Origin of the sequence: Pelagirhabdus alkalitolerans, assembly GCF_900096905.1 — a bacterium.
In the GTDB taxonomy this organism is placed as follows: domain Bacteria; phylum Bacillota; class Bacilli; order Bacillales; family Amphibacillaceae; genus Pelagirhabdus; species Pelagirhabdus alkalitolerans.
In genome coordinates this window covers 78,189-101,046 of record NZ_FMYI01000008.1, presented here as the reverse complement: position 1 = coordinate 101,046, position 22,858 = coordinate 78,189, and the positions used below count along the sequence as shown (strand labels likewise).

Here is a 22,858-nt window from a genome sequence, read left to right as displayed (position 1 = left end):
AATTATACATTTAAACGGTGACAGTTATCGAATGAAGCATCGTAAGAACATCTTCGGGCAGGAAAGTGTAACAAATTAATCAGCAAAAACTGTAATATTTTACTTGACGGTCACATATGTAAGAGTGATAGACTCATCTACTTAGTAATAAGGTTCTCTGTGATGTGCCTAACGTGCTTTTTTGGTGTAGAAGGGGATGAAAAGAACTTTATGAAGAAGTTCTCCAAAATAGTTATCAATTAGAAAGAATTCACTTTTAAAATATCTATCTTTAAATATATGTTATTTACATTTGAAAAGAAAGCATCTAGTAATTTACATAGAATTTTCATTATAAGTACATAGATTATTCAATGTATTTAAAGCTTTATAAAAAAATAAATTCATTTTAGATAGTTGTTTAAATACTTTATACTTGGAATTCAATAATAAATGGAAATGAGTGATATTATGTCTAATAGAAATGCTACTGCTAGTTGGCACGGCTACACTCACCAATCAAAGGTTGGAGTTCTTTTAGCATTAAGAAAAATAAATGAATTATTAGAAAAAGATGAAACGATTAATAATTGGATAATAAAGTTTGAATCAGCAGAAGATTTCGATATTATGCATGGTTCTAAAGTAAATTCAAGGCATCAAGTAAAAGCATATAAAAATGGAAATTATCCAAATGCATATAAAGATGTATTGCAAGAAGCATACCCTATAATTAATGGTGAAATGACGAAAGAAACCCAAGCATTCCAATATCGTTCAATAAAAGAAGATAATAGTCCGGGAGAGATAGAGGTAGACGAGGGTTCTCGATACTTACATACAATAGTTGAAGTAGAAGGGTTCGGCTTAACAGAGGAGGAGTTTGAAAAAGTAGTACCTCCACAAACAGTTTATATACCAAATCCGAATAAAGTACAACTTTATCAGTATAATGAACACGAATATTTTTGTGACTTCTCCAAAAGTGATGAAGAATGTAAATTAGAAGCCTATTGTGTTAAAGAAATAAAGGAAATACTTATAAAAGAAAATTCTCCTTTTAAAGAAATTAAACAAATACATAAAGAGAAGTTTTTATATATTGTAGATGCGTTAGATAATCAAGTGAGAGAAGAACATTTAAAAGAACCTGTTGGATACCCTACACTTAGTTTAAAAGAAATTCTTGAAATTGTAATAAGTACTGGAGCTCAAGAGAGAACTAATACTCAAATTATGAGAGAAGTATTTATGTGTGTTTGGGATGATTATGTAGAAGAATTACAACTTAATACACCTAACTTGGATTTAGAGATAATAGATGATATAGGATCAATTATTAAGGAGATTTACCACCTAAATGATGATAAATTTAAAAATTTTATCATATACTTAAATCCAGACCAGAAAAGTGTTGATAATCTAGCGAATAGTCAAATACTAACGACTCATTTGCAGTCAGATAGCTTGAAAGATATAATGTATCGATGTTTATGTAATATAACAGAACAAACTTTTGATAGAGATTATTTAGGATATAAAAATGGAAAATATACCTTGTCACTCATTAATCGAGAACAAGCCAGCATAAAATCAGTTGTTGGAAAAATATCGAATAATAGTGAGTATTTAAAAAAAATTCACGAAAGAGATTTTTTGATAAATGGTCAAATTAATAATCAAAAAGTAGTTCCAGAAATTATTAAGGGACAAGATGAAGTCAACTCTAATTGGAGTAACGAAAATGATGAAAATAAAATTCATATAATGAATTCTGAAATGAAGTTCATAACAGCAACAGAGGTTATTAAAAGGATAAATGAGGGATAAAAATGGAGGATATTTTGGCAGAAATTTTTTATGAAAATGAATTTGAAATAGTAAAAGACGCAGGTGAGTTCAAGTTTTTACAAAAGAATAATCAAGAATATTTTTTCACTGCTAGTTATAAAGAAGATGACTTAGAAGGTTTTTTCACGAGTGATAAGACAGATAAAATGATTAATACTCAAGGTGAATTAAATGGAAAGAATGAAGATATAAATAAGAATACTTCATTGATTATTTATGTGAAGACAAATGATTTAGAAGAATTTTTTCGAAATAATAAAAGAATCATTTACAAGATAGAAGAAGATGAATACTATTTTCGAAAATATGTAATTGCTTATACGGAGGGTAGTATTAAAAAAATTAAGAACAGTAAAGCTGTTGTACAGATAATCAAGGAAGTGTTATTAGATTCTGAACGAATGGATCAATTTGAAAAAATATATTATGAAGATGAAGAATTTTTCTTTGTCATACAGCTTTATGTTAAGTTGTCATTTTTAATCTATGAAATAGCGGATAAACCATATATTTCCATACAAAAAAGGATGAAAGATAATATTGTTAATAGAGGTTTATTAAATAAATATCAATTAATACACTCATGGATAGATAAAAATCTTTCAATTTTAAATAATGAAGAAGAAAAGCAGTATCTGGAACAATTAAAAAACTCCTTTCTAAATACGGAAAAAGATGAGGAAATTTTACTTAATTTTTTTGATGAATTGGAGGAAAAGACAAATGAAGATTCATAAGATATATCTTAAAAACTTTAAAGGTATAAAAGATAAAAAGATTATTGAGTTCGAAAATCAAACAAACCTTTTAATAGGACCAAATGGTTTCGGTAAAACAACAATCTATGATGCACTAGAATTATGCTTGACTAGTAAAATTCACAGAACTTTAACAAAAGGGGCTGTAACACATCATAGAAAAGACTATAATAAACTATTCTTTCAAAATAATGAAAATGAAGATGTAATTGTTAAAGTATGGTTGAAAAAAAAGGTAGAAAATAAAAGTAAAGATTTAATTATTACTAAGTATTTACCTAAAGATGAAGAGAAGAGAGTTTATCGATCGGGGAGGAAACATAAACCAGATGATTTTTACATTTTACAAACATATATAGATTATCCAGATGATTTTTCTGCAGATACCTTTAATCCAGAAGAGCATAAGGAATTAACAAGTAAAGAAATTAATAATTTTTTTGATTTTAATTCTCCTGATATGGAAATAAAAGATATTTATAATTTATTCAATTATTTACAACAGGAAGAAACAACGTTCTTCTTAAAGCAATCAGAGAAGGACCGGAAAGATTCATTAAGTTTTTTATTCAATACTAATAAAGAAGAAGCAGAACTCCAACGTATATCTAATATGTTAAGTACCTTTAACCATATTACCAATCAACTGAAAGACAAGATAGATGCTTACAAAACAGTTCAGAAAGTTGATGCAGTTGAATATACAACTTTATTTCCTAATCAGGATATAAAATTTGATAAGGAGACTTTATTTGAAAATAAAGATATAGATGTATCTTTTAAAGAGCGTGAAGGATATTTAAAAGAAATTAAAAAAATAATATCATTTATTAATCGATTTGAACCAGATGAATATTATAAAATGCAAAATGTTAATTTTTTAGAGAGTAAAATTAAGAATGATGAATTTATTAATTATTTTATTTTACATAAATTAATAAAAACAAAGCACTATGATTTGTTAAAAGGAGATTTTGAATTAAAAGAAGATACGTTTAAATTGAAAGCATTTATTTTACAACATCATGTTGATAAGTATCAAGAGTATAAAACTATTAATAGAAAACACGAGGAATATGATGCGTTTTTAAGTCTCACAGATTTAGATGAAAAGATTGAAAAAGTAGAAGAATTTGTGGAAAAGATCATGCCTAAAACTAAAGAAGATTTTTTAGAATTAATTAAGTATAGAAAAGAATTAAATGCTGCTACAAGTGATATAGAAGGCTTGATGATGGATATGATTCAGTTAAGAAATAGATTAAAGGAGAAACTTGATGAATATAAAAAAGATGAAAACTATGATTCCTCCTGTCCTTACTGTGGGTTTATATGGAAAACATATGAAGAACTGAATAAGGAGTTTAGGAACAAAGAGGAAAGTTTCAGGAAGTCTTTGAATGATCAATCAAATAAACTAGTGGAAGTAGAACAGAAGTTAACTAGTAATTTCATCAATCCTATTATCCATAAAATGCGTAAATACAAAGAAGAAAATAAAATAATAGATAAAAAAATATTGGAGTTATTAGGGGAATTCAAAAATAAAGAGTTTGATTTCTTAGTCTTAACTGAGTATGTTTCAGATAAAATTGCATGGAATAAATTAGGGAGCTATGAGGATCTAAAGGAGGACTTTGAACTACTAAAAGAAAATATTGAAAAGAATATGAAAGTCTCGTCTGAATTATTTGAAATGATGAGAAATTTAGTAGTACAATCTTATGATTATGATTTAAAGAAGATTAGGAGAGTAGTTCCGGAAAAGGAATTAGCAGAATTAGTGTTCGATGATATTAATAAACCAAAAACATTACAAGATTTAAAAAATCAATCAGGTAAGTTAAAGAAATTATTAGAAGAGAGAAAACAAGTCTATACTTTTGAAAATAATAAAGTTGAAGATGCGGATAATCTTTATGAAGTATATTTTCAATCAAAAAAAGATAACTTTTATAAGATAAATGAAGCAGAACTCGAGCACAAAGTAGCATATATAAATTTTGTGTTCTCACAAAATCAATCGGAAATATTAAATGTATATAAAGATAGAAAAAGGCGATTAGATAATATTATTGAAAATATGAATAACGTAAGAGATAATATAAAGGAAACAATTAAAAATCATAAGAGAGAAATGGCAAATAATATTAAACTTCCTTTTTACATTTATACAGCTAAGATATTACAGAATTACCAACAAGGTATGGGAATATTTTTATCGACAAAGGATAAAAGTGATGCGATTAAATTCTTAACAGATACCAGTTCTGATCACGATGCAATACATCATTTAAGTTCTGGACAGCTAGCAGTAACTTCAATAGCTTTTACATTGGCTATAAATAAAACATATAATATATCAAAAAACTTAAAGTTCCTTGCTATCGATGATCCAATTCAGGAAATGGATAGCATGAACATTCACTCATTTGTTGAGTTAATTAGACATGAATTTTTAAATGACTATCAATTAATATTTTCAACACATAATGATAATAATGCACTTTTCATGAAATACAAATTTGAAAAGATGAATTCTAAGCAAGTATCTTTGATTGATGTACAATCAAAATTTTTCTATTGATGATAAGTAATTATTCTTAAATTCATGGACACATCTTATTAAATTAATTCCAATCATTTTAATAAGATGTGTCCATGAAACTGTACCAGCATCAAATGTTACAGTAAACTATTAATTAATGTAGAGTTGGTTAAAATGGATTTGTTATTTAGAATCTTTATTATAGCAACACTCTCTTTTCTACTACTCTTATTAAAAGTTTGCTTCTGGACATCGCAAAAATATTAAAAAGTAATTTATAGTCTTATGGCTAAATCACTCAAGTACCTTGCTATAAAATCTATCTTTACTTATAGGAATAACTACTAATGCACTACTCCATATCGTTTTCTTTTAAAAATCCGCATTTACTTATGATAAGGTTCCCCACAATTAATCCTAAATGATCGGTAGATCTGCTCAAGTAAGACAAGCCTCATCAGTTGATGAGGGAGTGTCATGTTTGAGAAGGATAGTGAGAAGTTGCTTCGTTTGATGACCGCTTCACTCAAGCCCAGTGAGCCACCGATAACGAATGCTATTTTGCTTTTGCCGTGTGTGGCGAGCTGGTCGAGCTTTTTGGCGAGTTGTTCGGATGATAGTTGCTTACCTTCAATTTCTAGTGTGATGACGAAGGAGTCGTCTGATAATTTTTGTAGGATGCGTTCGCCTTCTTTGTCTTTTATCGCGGTCATGTCTTTTTCGCTTAGGTTCTCGGGTGCTTTTTCGTCTTGGAGTTCGATTAATGACAGTTTCGTGTATTTGCTTAGGCGTTTTTCGTATTCGGCGATGCCTTGTTTTAAATATTTTTCTTTTAGTTTGCCGACGCTTAAAATTGTGATTTGCATCTTAATCATGCTCCTTTTTCTGCTCAGCCAGTTGGATAATCGTATCAAGCATGACTTGCGCGCCATCAGCTAAATCACTGTCTGAAGCAAACTCATTTGGGTGATGACTAATGCCGTCTTTTGTTCGGATGAAGATGAGGCCAACGTCTGTTAAACTCGCCATATTCATCACGTCGTGTCCAGCACCACTCGGAAGCGAGACAACCTTTAGTTGGTTCTTTTTCAAACTGGATTCCAATGCTTCATTCACGTGTTGTGATGTGGCGATCGATTCTGCTCGATTTAGTTGATCGATATGGGCGTTTAATCCGCGTTTTTCGGTAATCGTCTCAACCGTTTGATGGATTTCCTCAACAAACTGATCGAGCAACACATCATCTAAGTCACGGGTATCAAGCGTAAAGCTAATCTCACCTGGTATAATGTTAATGCCATTAGGTTTAACGGATAGCTGGCCAACTGTTGCGACGAGTGAAGGATACGTACTAGCTTTTGTTTCAATCGCTTGGATGATTTCACTTGCGCCGGTTAAGGCATCTTTTCGTAAGTTCATCGGTGTTGTCCCAGCATGATCGGCTTCACCTGTAATCGTGACGTTCAGCCAACGGATACCGACAATGCCTGTTGCGTATCCCACTGATGTGTCTTCTTGTTCTAACACTTTTCCTTGTTCAATGTGCAGCTCTAAAAAGCACCTTAAAGATTCTCCATCTAACTGAACCGTGTCGATCTTTTCAGCTTGATAGCCATACGTTTGCATCGCTTCAGCTATGGTTACCCCATTTTTGTCCGCTGTTGTTTGCAACATGTCCTCTGTCCAGTTTCCGATCAGCGCTTGGCTGCCTAACATGCCGGATGAGAACCGCGCGCCTTCTTCATCGGTAAAGACGACAATGGTGAGGTCGTCATCATGTGTCGCATTATTCTCCGCCAGTGTTTGCATCACTTCAATGGCTGTTAAGACACCTGCTGCGCCGTCATATTTCCCACCGTTGTAGACCGTGTCAATATGTGAGCCGAAAAGAACTGTTTTTCTATTTGTTCCTTGTCCTTGACGCGTACCAAATAGATTGCCGACTTGGTCTTCTGTGACGTGTAAGTTCGCTTCTTGCATGTATTGTTTGATTAAGTCTTTGGCTTCTTTTTCTTCTTTTGTAAAGGGTAATCGTGTTAAACCACCTTGTGGATCTGTCCCAATCGCACCAAGTGTTTGAATCCGTTCAGCTAGTCTCGTTTGATTAATTTGCATCTATAAAACCCCTTTAATTGATTATCTTTAGTTGTATCATATCACGAATTGTTTTCTGCTAGTAGTGTGTGACTGCCTGTGATAAAATGAAAGGTAACATTTCCCGGGAAATAGTGAAGGAAATATGAAGGAGTGACGATCATGGAGAAAATTATATTTATCGAGACAGGCGTTGGCATTGACACGCATGGACAAGATGTGACAAAGGCGTCGATTCGTGCGGTTGAAAATGCAATTCATTACAATTCAATGCCAGGGATCAAAGATTATTTACCTGAACAATCGTTACATCAGATGAAAGTGAACATTGTACTCGGCGTGCCGAAAGATCAAGATATGTTAGATTTAGAAAAAATTAAAGCTGAGATTCCTTATGGCGAGGTTACCGTTGATGTCCAAGCAGGTGGACTCGCCACAACGAGTGGGATTCAGTTAGAAGAACAAGCGGATCGCAATGACTTAATGTACATTGTCAATGCGGCCGTGCAAGTCGGCTATTAGGAATGGATCATCATTCCTTTTTCTTTAACCAAGAATGAAAGCGTTAACGAATAAAATTGACACCTAGGAGGCAGATCGCCATGTATCAACCAGCAGAAGACCGCTACCAAAAGATGACGTATAATCGCGTCGGACGTTCAGGACTGAAATTACCAGCCATTTCATTAGGTCTGTGGAACAACTTCGGTGAACCGGATTCGTTTGAAAACCAACGTCATATGTTACAACGGGCGTTTGACTTAGGGATTACCCACTTTGATTTAGCGAACAATTACGGACCGCCCGCAGGTTCGGCAGAAGAGAATTTCGGTCGTATTCTGCAGAAAGATTTTGCCGGATACCGTGATGAACTTGTCATTTCAACCAAGGCTGGCTTTCATATGTGGGACGGGCCTTATGGTGATTGGGGATCGAAAAAATACTTAGTCTCAAGTTTAGACCAAAGTTTAAGCCGGATGGGGCTCGATTATGTCGATATCTTTTATCACCACCGCCCTGATTCTGAAACACCGCTTGAAGAGACGATGGCAACGCTTGATTTATTGGTGAAGCAAGGAAAAGCGTTATATGTTGGGATTTCAAATTATAATGCCGACGAAACAGAAAAAGCCGTTGAAATTTTAAAGGAACAAAAAACGCCATTTATTATTCACCAAGCGTCTTATTCGATGTTAAATCGTTGGATTGAAGACGGATTAACCGATGTGTTAGAAGATGCTGGTGCAGGCGCGATCGCTTTTGTACCACTGGCACAAGGCTTATTGACGAACAAATATACAGGCGGGATCCCGCGTGATTCAAGAGCAGCCAAATCACATATTCCGTTCTTAAATGAAAAAGATATTTCTGAAGATGTTTTAAATCGAGTCATTCAACTTAATGAAATGGCACGATTACGTGACCAATCACTCGCTCAAATGGCCCTAGCATGGGTGCTAAGACAAGGTGTCGTCTCGAGTGCTTTAATCGGCGCGAGTCGGGTGAGTCAAATCGAAGAAAACGTGAAAGCATTAGACCGACTTGATTTCACACCAGAAGAACTAGCCAAAATTGAATCGATTTTAACAAATTAAACGAAAAGCCTGATTTAAGATACGTATCTTAAATCAGGCTTTTTTTATGGTGTATTACTGTAGATGTACAAGGTGAGCTGTTCATCAAATAGTGGTAAAGTCATCGTCTTTTCTGCTAAGCGGTGTAAGTTTTGCCGATCGTAAAATGTATACGTACACGTTGTATCGGTGTAGAGATAAAATGTATCCAGTTGTTCTTGTTTTAATTGGTCTAAAAACGCTTGATACAGCGCATTTCCAATGCCTTGACCGTGCTGATCACGTGAGACAGCAAATAAGACGAGTTCAGCATCAAATGAACGTTCTAAGCTTTCGAGTAGCTCCTCATTCTCACGATCAATTTCTGCAAATAGATTAAGCACGCCCCTGCTTTCTTTTCGCATCAGCATTTTAGCGACTGCCCAGTAATAACGGATCGTTTGTTTGAGTGGTTTTTTATGCTGTTTGTTGTTTTTGCCTAACATCACGCCTACAGGCACGCCATCAGCTAAGGCAACTTGAGAGAATGTATACTCACAAAACGTACTCAACAGATACACATGTGCCATCTGTTTAGCGGTTTTAGCACTTCCTAAATCATCGTAATCCCAAACATCACGTGTGATTTCTGTTAATATTTCTTCATCACTTGGTTTAAGTGGGCGATACGTAATTTTTTGTGTCGCGATAAAAATCCCTCCTCAACATCTGGTTACTTGTCTTTTCTGTATACCCGATATCCCATTCGGATAACCTTTCCCATTTTAGGGTTTAAAACCATAAAAAATCACCCGATCAATCGATCAGGTGATCCTATCAAACATAAGTTATGAGCGTTCACTGAATGGATGAATAGCTTTTTCAAATGTTTGGGTGATGAGTTGTGGCCTTGTGATTGCACTACCAACCACAACAAAATCAGCCCCTTTTTCAACAGCTTGCCGCGCCAATTCGGGTGTTTGAAGTTTGCCTTCTGCAACGACAGGAATCGATACTTTATCTTTCATTTCTCTTAAAATATGAAAATCTTGATCAAACAGTGACTGACCTTTCGTTTCGTCTGTATAACCGACTAACGTTGTCGATACACAATCAAATCCTAATCGATCCGCTTCAATCGCTTCTTCTAAAGTTGATACATCTGCCATTAGCTCCATGTTGGGAGCGTTTTCTCTTACGAAATGCACGATTGATGCTAAAATTTCATTGTTCGGACGTTTTCTATCCGTAGCATCTAGGGCAATCATGTCGACGTCTGAATCTAATAGTAACTTAACTTCATCTAGAGTTGCCGTGATAAACACTGATGAATCCTCATAATCTTTTTTAATGATCCCAATAACAGGAAGGTCGACTTCTTTCTTAATCGCTTGAATATCTTCTACGGAGTTGGCTCTTATACCGTTAGCGCCACCTTGTTTAGCGGCAAGCGCCATCTTTCCCATAATAACGGGTGAGTGCAAGGGCTCACCTTCTAGGGCTTGGCAAGAAACAATTAATTTCCCGCCATTTAATTTGTTCAAAAAATTCATGGTCATTCCTCCAATCAGGTGTTCTTATCTAAATAGAACGTATGGTTAACGTGTGAACCAAATCTTAAAGGTTTTAATTTCATATGGATGAACCATCGCGTTTATGGGACCTGTCATCACGTCATCTTGAATCGGACGCTCCATAAGGTCGACTTCTGTCCACTGTTCAATCGCAAAATCACTCAGAAGTTGCGTCATCACATGAGAACCAGTCTTTTCGTGCATACGTACAATAACAGCATCTTCTTTTTCTGCTTTTTTCACAGCATCAATGACGACACGATCGTGATCGAGATAAAACAACCGTTTTGACGCATCATCACTAAACGCGTGATCTTTAACATGCAATGGTTGATTTAAATCATACGCTTCTTGATCGACTTTTCCTCTGTACCAATCGTCAGCATGTGGCATGAGTGCGTAAGTGAATTGATGCGTTCCTTGGTCCGCTTCGGGGTCAGGGTGAATACCCGATTTGATCAAGGATAGTCTCATCGTATGCTCTTTTATATCGTAGCCATACTTACAATCATTCAATAAGGCAACACCGTAATTGCCTTCCGAGAGATCTGCCCATTGATGACCGACAGATTCAAAGCGCGCATGATCCCAACTTGTATTCCAATGCGTCGGTCGCTTAACATTACCATATTGAATATCAAAGGTGGCTTCTGTTGAGCGAACGTTGACTGGGAAGGATACTTTCAGTAATTGTTGGTGCTCCTGCCAGTCGACTGTCGTTTCAAAATCAATGCGGCGACTGTGCTTATATAGTTTAATGTATTGTTTGATCAATGACTGATTATAGCGATACGATACACTAAAGGTCACTTGTAACGGCCCCATATCCTCTAGTGTCAGTGGTTGACTTAACTCTACATCGTACTGTTTCTGCTGATAATAAAGATCAATGTCCCATGCATCATAACGGACGGGCTTATCTTCAAACACTTGTAGCACATTGCCTGATTCTTTCGGCGCGATCACGTCACGCCTGTGCTCAAGGTCAAACAGTTCTTGAATTTGGCCTTTTTCATCAAACGTGAGCTGATAGTAAGGCGTTGTTAACACGTGGTTGTCATAATCAAAAGGCGAACCGGATTCATCGTTTGTTTTTTCAACCGGATTTAGCTTGATGTATCCCATAGATGGTACATTTTTCACATAAAGCAATTGACCGTCAGCCATTTGTTGTGATTCGATCACATGACTATTTCCGTTTGAGATCCAATCGCCTTTTGTATTTGGTAAAAAGACTAGGCTTGACCGATCATACGAAGCATCATTATAAATCGCCATGGCACCCTGAGTGTAATCTGAGTCATGGTTTAAGGCACGATCTAGCAAGTGTTCGACCTGCTCATATTCTTCTCGTGTATCTTGATACACTTCTTCGATCGAGGTGCCTGGTATGATGTCATGGAATTGGTGTCGCAACAAAATCTTCCAAGCTTGGTTAATATCAGCTTGAGGATAAGTATCAAACGATTTGTTCTCAATCGTTTTAAGTGTGTGATACCACTCCACATGTTTTAGTTTCAGTTCTAATTCTCGGTTTTTCTTTTTCACTTCTGCTTGACTTGTATACGTTCCGCGGTGATACTCAAGATACAATTCACCATCCCACGTATGGACATATTGATCGGTTTGTTCAACTGTTTCTTGTAGTCGATTAAAATAGTCATCTGCTCGCGTCGTTTCAACGGTTGGGAGTCCTGGTGTCTGTTTGATTGCTTTTTGCATCTCTAACATGTCTCGGTTGACACCACCGCCACCATCTCCGTAACCATAAGCTAGTAAAAGCTCTTGGTTTAGGTTTTTATTGCGATAGTTCTCCCACATGCCTTTGACTGCTTTAGGGTTCATTTCACCATTGTACGTATAGTACCACCAATCGCCACTATCAGGTGTGGTAATAAAGTGGGTCAGAATTTCTGTACCGTCGATCCCTTTCCAATTAAACGTATCGTGCGGCATCCGGTTGTACTGGCTCCAACTAATTTTCGTTGTCATAAACGTATCAATGCCGCTTTTTTTCAAGATTTGAGGAAGCGCCCAGCTATAACCAAATACATCGGGTAACCATAAATACTTTGACTCTACATTAAATTCATCTTTTAAGAAATGATAGCCGAATAAGAATTGGCGGACGAGTGATTCACCTGAGGGGATATTACAATCCGCTTCTAGCCACATACCACCGCCTACTTCCCACTGGCCTTCAGCAACTTTACGCTTAATGTTGGCATAAATGTCTGGATAGTCTTGTTTCAAATAATCATATAGTTGTGGTTGTGTTTGCAGGAATAAATACTCTGGATATTCCTCCATCAAGGCTAACACCGTAGAAAAAGAACGTGCTGATTTTTCTCGCGTATGCTTCAATTGCCACAGCCAAGCAACATCAATATGTGTATGACCGACAGACACGATCTTGACTGGGTGTGTTTGGTTGAGTTCTTTAAGTGAGCCCGACAGATCTGTATACGCTTCTTTCATGCTTGTATAAAAAAGTGCTGACCCTGGGTTACGCCAATCTATTTTTTTAAGCGCACTTTCAACCGCTTGAACCAGAGGGTAATAAACGGGGTTGGTTTCTTCTTCTAATACTAACAGTTCATAAATCGCACGCATTTGCCAATAAAATTGATCGGTTGGTAAATGCAAATAACCGATTAAAGCAGCATTTAGACGATGTTCTTGCTCAACCTTCACACCGCCTCCTTCTAGTCCCGACCATAATCGAAAGTCAAGTCGAACAGGCTTACCTAGTTTATCAGGAGGAAGCAGGACTTCTTTGTGGTTGCTATCAACACCGTGGAACGGTTTTTGATCAATAAACATAAGAGACTCAAAACCTGCACTATTACCCTCGGCTGTCTTACCAAGATCAAAATAACCGACAACTTTGCAATCTTCTTTGGACGGTGGAAGTGTCACGGTCGTATTTAACCAGACATACGCATCTCTCCCTCTCCACCGTTCACCGATTGATAATGTTTGATCGGCATATGATTTAGGAGGATACGTACCGTTACGACCCTCTTGGTCAGGTTGATAAAAGAAATGACCAATCGGTGTTGTTTCCAACATCCTATAGTCATTTAATTCCCTTAACCTTGCTTGAAATTTATCTAATTCGAAAAACATAATGTCACGTCCTTATTTATCATTACTTTATTGGGTCGTGTACTTCTTTCTCAACATATTCAGGCCACCTAATCTGTACACCTTGTTCGACTAAATAACGCTGAAAGTTTTTTAACGTGTCTTTATTTTGATAGATTTCGAGAGGCGTATAACCATGTTGCATTGAATAGGCCGCTAAATAACCGGCAACCTCTCCTATATTCCATTCTGTCGGGTGTAATCGATAACAGCCGTTTGTGATATGTGTCGTGCCTATGTTTTTACAGGCTGGTAGAAGGTTCGATAGTTCCTCTTGAATAAATGCGCCTAACGGAATCTCATAAGGATACGAGGGCACATACAATGCGCTCATGCTCGTTGCCGTTGTGTGTAAATCTAAATGATAACAGCCAATCCCTACAGTATCTTCATGATGATAAATCCCGTCAACATTGCCTGTTTCTTTACTGACCATGTCTTCTGTAATCATGCAGGCGGCCTTTATCCGTCTAGATTCACGTATATAAGGATATTTTGCTAAACCATCTTCTGTATCAAACACATCTTTTCTCAGACGAATACCAGGATAACCGAAACCACCATCTAAACGTTCTGCTTCGGTTTGCAACCAATACACAAGTGATAAACTCAGTTGCTTTGCATTTTCTATGTGTTCTGAATACGTCCTTTTATCAACATCAATAATCGAACCTAAAAAATAATCATTTTGAGGCCAATTGATTAAGGACACATCACCGTCATAAATTGGATTAGCTAAAATGCTTGTTGCCATCACGCGTCGATACGAAAATAAATCAGGTATCGATTGATCGTTTTCAAACAGCGTAAATTGCTTTTGAGGGGTCGGGTCACTTTTATTTCCTACAAACCAACTTAAAAGTGAGTGTGTATGATTCTTCGGGATATAATTTTTCCAAAAATCGTACTGTTCAGGTCGATCGATTGTATCATTTTCACCTTCTACATAATCAATCGGGATAACGTAGGTAAAGGCTTGTGTGTCATTTGGGTCTGCTACTTCTGGTGCGTGTTTTTCATGTGTGTCATCGTATGATTCAGCTCCAGAATGATAAGCTACACCAGCAAGTGGTAGTAATTCGCCTGTATCCGTGGCATCTAAAAAGTAATTGGCTTGAATGGTTAACGATTCATGATTCTCTATATTTATCAAATCTAATGATGTAATTTTCCCTTCAGCCTTAGAAAGAGATTCAGGTTTTGTATGGTAGAAAATCGTTAATTTTCCACTATTGATGTAAGGTGCCATCATCGATTCCAAAACCTTTAAAGCAACTTTAGGCTCGTGGCTAATACGCGACACCCACGCCTTTCCTGGATTAAGCGCAGGGTTCGCGGTCGCTTCGTCTGTCAGTGGATAGTGATCTTTATAGTATTGACGTACGTGATCACGAAATAACCGGTAGCTATCCGTGCAACCCGTTGTTTCGATCCATTGATGTTCATCGGGAGGCACGCCTTGACTTGTCACTTGACCGCCTATCCAATCCGTTTCTTCTGTGAGCATGACGGTTTTACCCGACTTGGCAGCTGATATTGCTGCAATACAACCTCCAAAGCTCCCGCCGATAACAGCAATATCTGCTGTATATTGAGTCATCATTCAACGCCTCCACTTCTCTCGTTTGTATCTGTGATCATGAAGTCTACCTCAAACATCCGGTTCCATGGGGAATCAGATGTTACCTTATAGGCTTTTGTCGCTTTGTAATGATTAGGCAAGTATTTCTTATGTTCTTCAACTAATCGTTGATCGATCATTTGATTAATCATACGTTTGTGATCTTTTAAGTCAAAATACGTTAACTGACATTGAGGTAACACGTGATCGGTGATGTCTTTTCTAATAATGGCCTGATAAAGAAAATCATCTAATACATGGTAATAAAGATTTTGATCAATCGCTCGGCTTTGCGTTTGTGTTGCAAGTATACCTTGGGCGAGTGTCGTACCTAATGTATTAGCATTTGTGTTCCAACCCTTATAAGATACTACCTTAGGGATCAAACACCGCTCATCTAATAGTTTAAGCAGCACATAATCGCCACCATTACTATAAGCACAGTCGGCTATAGCAACCCGATAACCGGATTCGATCGCTTCTTCAATTCGATCGACAAAGGTGACCATTTCTCTAAACGCATCATAAGTTGGATCTTTTGCTGTGAATTGATCCCATGATTCTTGCATATTTTTTCCTGGGACATTATAAAACAGCACAATATCCGCTTGAGGTTTATCATCGATTTGTTTGGCACCAATCGCTCGAATATGGCGTTTTAACGTTTCATTAAAAGGGCGGTCTTCATACATCGGAATCAAACTTGGACCTAATGTACTACTCCATTCAACAGCGACGGTCGGCGTTTGTTTTGATTGATCGTTAAAAAAGCGTGTCACTAAGGTGCTGCCCACTTCATCTGATCCCGGGTACATGAGTACTTGACTCTCTAAGTTTAGTTCGGCAATTTTACGCAGCACTTTCTTTTGATCAATCGCTGTATAACCGTATTCCGCACTATCATCTTGTGGAATGACCAGTGTATCGATTATGCCTTCAGCTAACAAGGTTAACATCAACTCGTTAACGCTTGAGTTAAATGCGCGTCTCGACTCATAATCCGAGACAATGTCTTCCGGAAGCTTACGCACAAACTCATCAAGTTGATCTATTTCTTCTGTTGTTAAATATTCTCGATTCTTTTTATCTTGTAAGTACGCACGTGTAAATAATTCATAACCAAAATCCGCGTAATAGTCCGGTTCTTCATCTGATGAACTGTACTGAGGTGTACGCATAATAATGGACGATGCATACATTTTCGTATGAGGATTTTTTTCTTTTAAGCGTCTCATATTTTTTTCAAATTGATCTTGGTCCTCTTCACTTAGTTCATGAATTCTTGAAGGGATTAATCCACCATAAAGCAGCATTTCAGCACTCAGAACCATACCATCAACTTGTTCGATTTGGAATAACCAATCCCAAATCTTTTGCGTATTGGCTCTTTTTTTCTTATAGCCTAACATCGACTTTTCAACCGTAAGAATATCTAATTGATCATTCGTTGCAACGAGCTGATCAATTAGACGTGTGTTACAAGGCCTTTCATCGATCGGAACATAAGCACATCTCATCTAATCGAACTCCTTACCTTATTTTGCTTGCTCAATGACTGCATCTATATGAGAAGTCTTTTTGGTTTTTAAGTTTTGTAATAGTAAATCAATAAAATAATATAATGTGAATTCTTTCGCGCAGACGAATTGATTGATTTCTATTAAAGGTGTTATAAACACCTCATTTACCGATCGTGCCACTGGTGAATCTGATTGACTTGTTATACAAGCTGTTGGAACAGAAGGGTCAATTTGCTTCATATAATCAACGATTTCCTTGTCATAACCAGAAATACTCACACCAACTACATCGATGTCAGCATGCACAATTTTTTTAGATTGATCAATTTGATCGCGCTCTGTAAAGGCTTGAACATCAATGCCCAAATCTAAAAGTCGATTCACTAGCATTTCAAGTTCCACCTTAATTTCAGGTGTCCCAATGATAAATATTCGGTTTGAGTGATCAATGATTTGAGCTAATTTATGCAGCTCCTTTGATGCATGCAAATCATCAAATCGGTCGATCATTTTTTTGTATACATCTTTAACTGAATTCCCATCACCTTCTGCAGCTTCCTCAACCTTACGTTTACTGACACTCGCTTTACTCGCTAAAATCCGTAAATTATTGTAAGTTCCTATATCAACCTTTTTGCAAAATCGGCTAATCGAAGCTTCGGCTACTTTAATTTTTTTTCCCATTTCTGAAATGGTCAAATTGGGCACTTCAGATAAATTATTAATAACAAAATCTGCGATATTATTCTCGCCTTTTGTTAATTTATGTCGTGTCGACTCAATTGCTGTAATGATTTTGTTCAAGGGATGTAATGTTTCTTGGATCAAAAAATTTCGTAGAGCCCCAACTAACCCTGCATTATTTAAATTACTTGCGAAGTCAATTTTGGTTACTTCCAACAGATCCGGGATTAAATCTTTTTCTAAGTTCTCCATTATTCTAGGATAAAGGTATTCTTTTTGGTGGGAAATACCTCCTCCAATAACGACCATTTCCGGATTCATCATATAGATAATGGTTGCAATACCTTTTGATAAATTACTAATAAGTTCATCTATCGCTTCAATACAAATTTCATCACCTTGATGTGCCTTTTCGAAAATGGCTTTCCCATCTAACTGTGATGGGTACAACCCTTTTTTAAGTGCAACATTTCGGATTAAGCTTTTCGTTGACGCAATATTTTGAAACTGATCGCCCTCAATTGGAATATAACCAATTTCACCTGCTGAATAATGATGGCCTGTGTGAAGTTGATTGTCTAAAATATAGCTTCCACCAATTCCCGTTCCAATCGTCAAACAAAATAAGCTTTTCGCATCTTTACCGATCCCTAACCATGATTCTGCTAGCCCCACACAATTGACATCATTCTCAACTTCAACTGGTAAACTAAAGTGCGTTTCTAGCTCTTCTTTAAGCATCATGCCTGTATAATTCGGAATGATTTCTGGAAGCGCGTATATGATTTTGCCTTGTCTGGAATCCACTTGACCTGCCGTACTAATACAAACACCTTTAAGTTCATAGTTTTTGAGATATTCATCGCCTATTTCTTTTACTTTTTCTAAAATGTATGGTCCGCCTTTTTCAGCGCGGGTCAGCATTTCATTACTTTCTAAAAGCTCGCCATCCTCATTTATAACACCATATTTTGTTAATGTTCCACCAATATCAACTGTTAGAAATTCTCTCATTTTATACACCTACATTCTTAATAGTCGTCTTAACCTTTCACTGCCCCAGAAGTTGTTCCAACAAAATATCTTTGTAACCAAATGAAGATGAAAATTGAAGGAATTGTGGTCATTAATGATGCAGCACTAATTAATTTCATATTGGCACCAGAGAAACTTTGCGATAACTGAGCCAACCCTATAGATAACGTATACATATCACTGTTGGTTGTATTTAATAATGGCCATAAGTAATCCCCCCATGTGAATGTAAACGTATAAATACCAAGTGTAATTAACGTCGGTTTTATCATTGGGAGTACGACTCTAAACCAAACTTGAAATATATTCGCACCATCAATGTAAGCCGATTCTTCTAAAGCTTTTGGGATGGTTAAATATGCTTGACGCACTAGGAAAATACCAAAGGCAGTACCAACTTGAAGAACAATTAAACCTAAATATGAATTACGCAACCCTAGGTCACCCGTTAATTGAAATAAGGGCGCCATAAATAGCTGAAAAGGAACCGCCATCGTTGATATAATAACAGTTAGTGCTAATGTCTTCCCCCTAAAATCCATTCTAGCTAGCGGGTAAGCTGCTAAACTACAAAACAATATATTCAATGGAACCGCGAGTCCTGTTGCAATCGCTGTGTTTAGAAGAAATGCTCCAAAATTTGCGCCTCTAAACGCATCTACGTAATTACTCAATGTAGGATCTTGTGGCAATACGGTTGTAAATATGCCTTCTTGAGCTCCTTTTAATGAAATGAGTAACGTGAATATAAATGGACCAATCGTTATGACAGTGAAAAAAAGCATTATTAGGTAGATTAACAATGTTTTTATTCTTTTTTTATTCTTCATTATAGCTCCTCCTAACCTTTCAGATCTTCTTCTTTAGATTTAGAAATACGCATTTGCAATAGCGAACCACCAACTGCTAATAGTAGTAAAATAATGCCTGCAGCAGATGCTGTACTAACATCTAAGTCCATAAATTTATCGAAAATATACATAACTAAAGTCGTCGTTGCACCTGATGGTCCTCCACCAGTCGTTAAAGCAATCTCCTCAAAAACCTTCAAACCATTAATAATCGTCATAACAGAAACAAGCGTGACAGATGGCGTTAACATCGGAACTGTTATACGAAAGAATTTTTGGATGAATGAAGCACCATCTATATCTGCCGCTTCATAAATCTCATCTGATATAGACTGTAAGCCCGATAGATAGATCATCATATAGTATCCTAGACCCTTCCAAACTGTAATGACTGATACAGCAAATAACGCTGTTGCTGTTTGCATTAATAGGTTTGTTGGTCTGTCGAACAAGCCAAGCTGGAAGACAAGCCTCCCAATTAGTCCGGACTCCGTGTATAGCATCCCCCACATAAGGGCTGCAACAACCATTGGTGTCACAACAGGTAAATAGTAAAAGAGTCTAAAAGCACCAACACCTCGAAGTTTTTGATTAACCAATGAAGCAAGTATCATAGGTAAGAATATATTCATCGGTAATACCAATAGTAGAAAAACAATTGAGTTCGTTAAAGCAAGCCAGAATAATGAATCTTGAAAGATATACCTGAAATTATCCAGCCCTACAAATTCACCTTCTCCTAAAATCAATTGGTAATCTAAAACACTCCAAGCAAATGATTCAAATATTGGGACAATATAAAAAGCAATAATGACAGCCAGTGCTGGTAATAAAAATAACCACGGTGCCAAAAATGCCTTTCCTTTTTTAGCATGTTTCGATATGCGCTTCATCTCCATTTTTTTACCTCCATTTCACGACAGCTTAACACCGACTTATTTGATAAGTAAGAAACCGCTATCATTTTGAAAAAATATAATCAGATCATGTAAGGGTAATTCAATGATTATATCTTTATTATAAAGGTCGGGTATGTAATAATCAATCAAATTGAAAACTTTTTTCTAAAAAAATATAAAAAAGAAAATTATTATCAAAAATGAAAAAAATCCCTGTTTCTAGTTACTTTAACTAGAAACAGGGATTTTTGTTAATTAGTTACTTATCACTTTTTAAAAACTAATTTCAATGCCTTCACTACTAAATGATTGATTCCAGTCTTCAGCTAATTGATCAAGTGCTTCTTGTGGATCCACATTTCCAATCAAAGTATCAACAAACGCATCATGAGTCAAATTACGTAATTCACTATTATTATCTGTCCCTGGAATAAGTACCTCTGCAGTAGATAATGCTTCTGCACCTGCTTTCATACCAGTTGCATTTGGACTATCTCCTGGATCCGTATAAAACTCATCTTCTAATGACTCGACAGTAGATGGTAATACTGTACCTGCCGTCTTAGAAAACTCTAATTGATTTTCAGCATTTAATACGAATTCAGCAAAAGCAACAGCTGCTTCAGGGTGATCTGTATTCGCTGGCACAGCTAAGTTCATGACAGCAATATTTACCGGACTGTCTGGATCATTCAAAGGGTCGCCTGCTACAGAGTTTTCATAAACACTTGGCGCTCCAGACTCTACTGCACCTAAGAACGTTATACCACCTTCTAAAAATGATATATCTTCTGACATGAATAGCTCTTGGGCTGTACCAATTCCACCTTCTGCGTTTTCTTGGCTAATTAACCCTTCGTCATACATCTCTTGCATTGTCGTGAAATACTCAACAATTTTTTCGTTTTCATTAAAGACGGCTGTTCCATCCTCAACAATGTAGTCGTCACCTGCTAGAGTAGACATCTTTTCCATAATAACATTACCATCATTTATAATTTGGAAGAAGGATGTATTACCTGTTTCTTCCGAAATAGCTGTTGCCGTTTCATGAATCTCCGGCATAGATGTTGGAACTTCTTCAATTCCAGCACTTTCAAAGTGCTCTTGGTTATACCAGCTAACGGTTGTTGTTAAATACCATGGCAATGCATGTAACTCTCCATCATAATAGCCTGATTCAAGCGCACCTTCAACATACGTCTCTTGATAATCATCACTTACATAGTCACCAATTGGTAATAAACCGCCTTGAGAAGCGATGTTAGACATATAGTGAGGATTTAAATTCACAACGTCTGGTGCATCGTCACTCGTTAACGAGGTTAAGACACGCTGCTCCATCTCATTTTGTGGTGTATCTTGAATTGTAACTGAAACTTCTGGATGCATGTCTTCAAATTCTTCTTTAAGTTCATCAAAGTAGCCATCAAATGGATCACCTGATAGTGAAGCTGTCCAAAACGTAATGTCACCAGAAAGTTCTTCCTCATCGGCTTCCTCTTCGTCAGTATCTCCTTCCACATCTTCTGTCTCACCATTTCCACACGCTGCTAGCGCCATTAACAATGCGAGTGATAAAAGTAGCATGATACTCTTTAGATATTTGCCCATATTTGTTTCCTCCCTTTATTCGAATTACCCTTACAACCCTATTGTAATAAAGCGCTTACACTTAATCAATCCTTTTGTGAAATATTTTTCTTTTATTTATTTAAAAAGAAATTAATTTTCATTTTGGGAAATTAATTTCTTTTTAAATCTTCTTGTAAGACCAACGCGGCTGCTCCGATCACTCCTGTATTGTTTTTTAGAGATGAATTGATAATAGGTGTTGAGCGACTCTCTTTGTTTAAGGCATATTTGCTAACATAAGAACGAATCGGTGAAAGAAGTACATCACCTGATTGAGAGACGCCACCTCCAATAATGACGACTTCCGGTTCAAACATATTAATGATATTTACAACCGCTATACCCAATATCCTAAGGACGCCATCTAAGTAATGTACAACTTTTGGATCACCATTGCGATAATAAGCAAATGCCTCTTGTGTTGATACGTTTCTTTCCTTCAATTCAGAAATTGCTTTTGCAATAGCTGTTCCAGAAGCAATATGTTCCAAGCAACCTTCCTGGCCACACATACATTTACCGTAGCTTGGATCAATCACTGTATGACCAAAGTCCCCTGCATTCCCTCTTGAACCGGTTAACAGTTGGTCATTACTAACGATCCCGGCTCCGATTCCGGTGCTTATTGTTAAATACACAAAATCTTGATGGTTCTGTCCATCGCCAATCCATTTTTCAGCCAATGCTGCTGCGTTAGCGTCATTGTCAAAGTAGACTGGTAAACCGAAATAGGTTTTCACCCATTCTACAATGGGAACACCTCTCCATTTTTTTAAATTTGGAGGATTTGTGATTGTCCCTTCTACATTGTTGATAGGTCCGGGTGCTCCGATACCTATACCAAAAAGATCGAATGTCTGCATTTCTATGTTACGAAGTAAATCTTCTATACATCCTTTCATCTGTTCAAATACTTGACTAGGGGGTAATGTTTGGTTCATTTTTATCGTATCCTGAATGATCACGTGACCTCTCCCATCAATTATAGCGATAGCAATTTTAGTACCACCAATATCTATACCTAGTATTTTTTTCATATTAATCCTCCTGTACCCCTTTTGTTTAACACTCTTGTCATAAAAACCGCTTCCTTTTTGAGTCATCTCAAA

The 22,858-nt window shown here is 36.5% G+C and carries 17 protein-coding genes; 5 read left to right on the top strand and 12 right to left on the bottom strand.

What is annotated here, in order from left to right:
- The first annotated feature begins 438 nt into the window (after positions 1–438).
- Genes BLR62_RS10070 through BLR62_RS10060 form a run of 3 tightly spaced genes read left to right on the top strand, consistent with a single transcriptional unit; the run spans position 439 to position 5,175 of the window.
- On the top strand, positions 439–1,809 hold the full coding sequence (locus BLR62_RS10070) for an ABC-three component system protein (protein WP_218119773.1): 1,371 nt from the start codon (positions 439–441) through the stop codon (positions 1,807–1,809).
- A gap of 2 nt (positions 1,810–1,811) precedes the next feature.
- The gene (locus BLR62_RS10065; RefSeq protein WP_090796489.1) at positions 1,812–2,567 is read left to right on the top strand and encodes an ABC-three component system middle component 1; all 756 of its coding nucleotides are present in this window, start codon (positions 1,812–1,814) and stop codon (positions 2,565–2,567) included.
- Entirely contained in the window at positions 2,554–5,175 is a 2,622-nt protein-coding gene (locus tag BLR62_RS10060; RefSeq protein WP_176759276.1) for an AAA family ATPase, read from the top strand. The genes BLR62_RS10065 and BLR62_RS10060 overlap by 14 nt, the downstream gene beginning before the upstream one ends.
- 347 nt (positions 5,176–5,522) lie before the next feature.
- On the opposite strand, the gene rlmH is transcribed toward BLR62_RS10060, so the two are convergent.
- Together rlmH and BLR62_RS10050 are read right to left on the bottom strand one after the other, a co-directional pair.
- Positions 5,523–6,002, bottom strand: coding sequence for a 23S rRNA (pseudouridine(1915)-N(3))-methyltransferase RlmH (gene rlmH, locus BLR62_RS10055; protein WP_090796483.1), 480 nt, complete (start codon positions 6,000–6,002; stop codon positions 5,523–5,525).
- 1 nt (position 6,003) lies between these two features.
- The gene (locus BLR62_RS10050) at positions 6,004–7,251 is read right to left on the bottom strand and encodes a Zn-dependent hydrolase (protein WP_090796480.1); all 1,248 of its coding nucleotides are present in this window, start codon (positions 7,249–7,251) and stop codon (positions 6,004–6,006) included.
- Positions 7,252–7,392: 141 nt separating this feature from the next.
- Here BLR62_RS10050 and BLR62_RS10045 point away from each other — a divergent pair, with 141 nt between their 5' ends.
- Together BLR62_RS10045 and mgrA are read left to right on the top strand one after the other, a co-directional pair.
- A complete protein-coding gene (locus BLR62_RS10045; RefSeq protein WP_090796479.1) occupies positions 7,393–7,752 on the top strand; it encodes a Lin0512 family protein in 360 nt (119 codons plus the stop codon).
- An 80-nt stretch (positions 7,753–7,832) separates the two neighbouring features.
- Positions 7,833–8,825, top strand: coding sequence for an L-glyceraldehyde 3-phosphate reductase (gene mgrA / locus BLR62_RS10040; protein ID WP_090796476.1), 993 nt, complete (start codon positions 7,833–7,835; stop codon positions 8,823–8,825).
- A 44-nt stretch (positions 8,826–8,869) separates the two neighbouring features.
- Here mgrA and BLR62_RS10035 read toward each other — a convergent pair whose 3' ends face one another.
- The 10 genes from BLR62_RS10035 to BLR62_RS09990 all read right to left on the bottom strand — a co-directional run bounded on the left by BLR62_RS10035 (position 8,870) and on the right by BLR62_RS09990 (position 22,786).
- Positions 8,870–9,373: a GNAT family N-acetyltransferase gene (locus BLR62_RS10035; RefSeq protein ID WP_090796475.1), complete on the bottom strand. Its 504-nt coding sequence runs from the start codon at positions 9,371–9,373 to the stop codon at positions 8,870–8,872.
- Between the two features lie 258 nt (positions 9,374–9,631).
- Positions 9,632–10,336, bottom strand: coding sequence for an N-acetylmannosamine-6-phosphate 2-epimerase (locus tag BLR62_RS10030; RefSeq protein WP_090796472.1), 705 nt, complete (start codon positions 10,334–10,336; stop codon positions 9,632–9,634).
- 45 nt (positions 10,337–10,381) lie between these two features.
- Positions 10,382–13,486 carry an alpha-mannosidase gene (locus BLR62_RS10025; RefSeq protein ID WP_090796471.1) on the bottom strand — a complete coding sequence of 1,035 codons (3,105 nt, stop codon included), beginning with the start codon at positions 13,484–13,486 and terminating at the stop codon, positions 10,382–10,384.
- Positions 13,487–13,508: 22 nt separating this feature from the next.
- Positions 13,509–15,104 (bottom strand): FAD-dependent oxidoreductase, encoded by a 1,596-nt coding sequence (locus tag BLR62_RS10020; protein WP_090796498.1) that lies wholly within the window; start codon positions 15,102–15,104, stop codon positions 13,509–13,511.
- Positions 15,104–16,642, bottom strand: coding sequence for a DUF4127 family protein (locus tag BLR62_RS10015; protein WP_090796468.1), 1,539 nt, complete (start codon positions 16,640–16,642; stop codon positions 15,104–15,106). The genes BLR62_RS10020 and BLR62_RS10015 overlap by 1 nt, the downstream gene beginning before the upstream one ends.
- An 18-nt stretch (positions 16,643–16,660) precedes the next feature.
- Positions 16,661–18,343, bottom strand: a complete 1,683-nt coding sequence (locus tag BLR62_RS12475; protein ID WP_176759275.1) for an ROK family protein — start codon at positions 18,341–18,343, stop codon at positions 16,661–16,663.
- A gap of 29 nt (positions 18,344–18,372) precedes the next feature.
- Positions 18,373–19,194 (bottom strand): carbohydrate ABC transporter permease, encoded by an 822-nt coding sequence (locus BLR62_RS10005; protein ID WP_090796465.1) that lies wholly within the window; start codon positions 19,192–19,194, stop codon positions 18,373–18,375.
- Positions 19,195–19,205: 11 nt separating this feature from the next.
- The gene (locus BLR62_RS10000) at positions 19,206–20,114 is read right to left on the bottom strand and encodes a carbohydrate ABC transporter permease (protein WP_090796463.1); all 909 of its coding nucleotides are present in this window, start codon (positions 20,112–20,114) and stop codon (positions 19,206–19,208) included.
- A gap of 273 nt (positions 20,115–20,387) precedes the next feature.
- A complete protein-coding gene (locus BLR62_RS09995; protein ID WP_090796461.1) occupies positions 20,388–21,728 on the bottom strand; it encodes an ABC transporter substrate-binding protein in 1,341 nt (446 codons plus the stop codon).
- Between the two features lie 131 nt (positions 21,729–21,859).
- Positions 21,860–22,786 (bottom strand): ROK family protein, encoded by a 927-nt coding sequence (locus BLR62_RS09990; protein ID WP_090796459.1) that lies wholly within the window; start codon positions 22,784–22,786, stop codon positions 21,860–21,862.
- Positions 22,787–22,858: the final 72 nt, after the last annotated feature.

What these genes read in the sequence shown, in the direction of transcription:
- BLR62_RS10070 (WP_218119773.1), top strand. Translation starts at nt 439, where the DNA reads ATGAGTGATATTATGTCTAATAGAAATGCTACTGCTAGTTGGCACGGC.
- BLR62_RS10065 (WP_090796489.1), top strand. Translation starts at nt 1,812, where the DNA reads ATGGAGGATATTTTGGCAGAAATTTTTTATGAAAATGAATTTGAAATA.
- BLR62_RS10060 (WP_176759276.1), top strand. Translation starts at nt 2,554, where the DNA reads ATGAAGATTCATAAGATATATCTTAAAAACTTTAAAGGTATAAAAGAT.
- rlmH (WP_090796483.1), bottom strand. Translation starts at nt 6,002, where the DNA reads ATGCAAATCACAATTTTAAGCGTCGGCAAACTAAAAGAAAAATATTTA.
- BLR62_RS10050 (WP_090796480.1), bottom strand. Translation starts at nt 7,251, where the DNA reads ATGCAAATTAATCAAACGAGACTAGCTGAACGGATTCAAACACTTGGT.
- BLR62_RS10045 (WP_090796479.1), top strand. Translation starts at nt 7,393, where the DNA reads ATGGAGAAAATTATATTTATCGAGACAGGCGTTGGCATTGACACGCAT.
- mgrA (WP_090796476.1), top strand. Translation starts at nt 7,833, where the DNA reads ATGTATCAACCAGCAGAAGACCGCTACCAAAAGATGACGTATAATCGC.
- BLR62_RS10035 (WP_090796475.1), bottom strand. Translation starts at nt 9,373, where the DNA reads ATGGCACATGTGTATCTGTTGAGTACGTTTTGTGAGTATACATTCTCT.
- BLR62_RS10030 (WP_090796472.1), bottom strand. Translation starts at nt 10,336, where the DNA reads ATGAATTTTTTGAACAAATTAAATGGCGGGAAATTAATTGTTTCTTGC.
- BLR62_RS10025 (WP_090796471.1), bottom strand. Translation starts at nt 13,486, where the DNA reads ATGTTTTTCGAATTAGATAAATTTCAAGCAAGGTTAAGGGAATTAAAT.
- BLR62_RS10020 (WP_090796498.1), bottom strand. Translation starts at nt 15,104, where the DNA reads ATGACTCAATATACAGCAGATATTGCTGTTATCGGCGGGAGCTTTGGA.
- BLR62_RS10015 (WP_090796468.1), bottom strand. Translation starts at nt 16,642, where the DNA reads ATGAGATGTGCTTATGTTCCGATCGATGAAAGGCCTTGTAACACACGT.
- BLR62_RS12475 (WP_176759275.1), bottom strand. Translation starts at nt 18,343, where the DNA reads ATGAGAGAATTTCTAACAGTTGATATTGGTGGAACATTAACAAAATAT.
- BLR62_RS10005 (WP_090796465.1), bottom strand. Translation starts at nt 19,194, where the DNA reads ATGAAGAATAAAAAAAGAATAAAAACATTGTTAATCTACCTAATAATG.
- BLR62_RS10000 (WP_090796463.1), bottom strand. Translation starts at nt 20,114, where the DNA reads ATGGAGATGAAGCGCATATCGAAACATGCTAAAAAAGGAAAGGCATTT.
- BLR62_RS09995 (WP_090796461.1), bottom strand. Translation starts at nt 21,728, where the DNA reads ATGGGCAAATATCTAAAGAGTATCATGCTACTTTTATCACTCGCATTG.
- BLR62_RS09990 (WP_090796459.1), bottom strand. Translation starts at nt 22,786, where the DNA reads ATGAAAAAAATACTAGGTATAGATATTGGTGGTACTAAAATTGCTATC.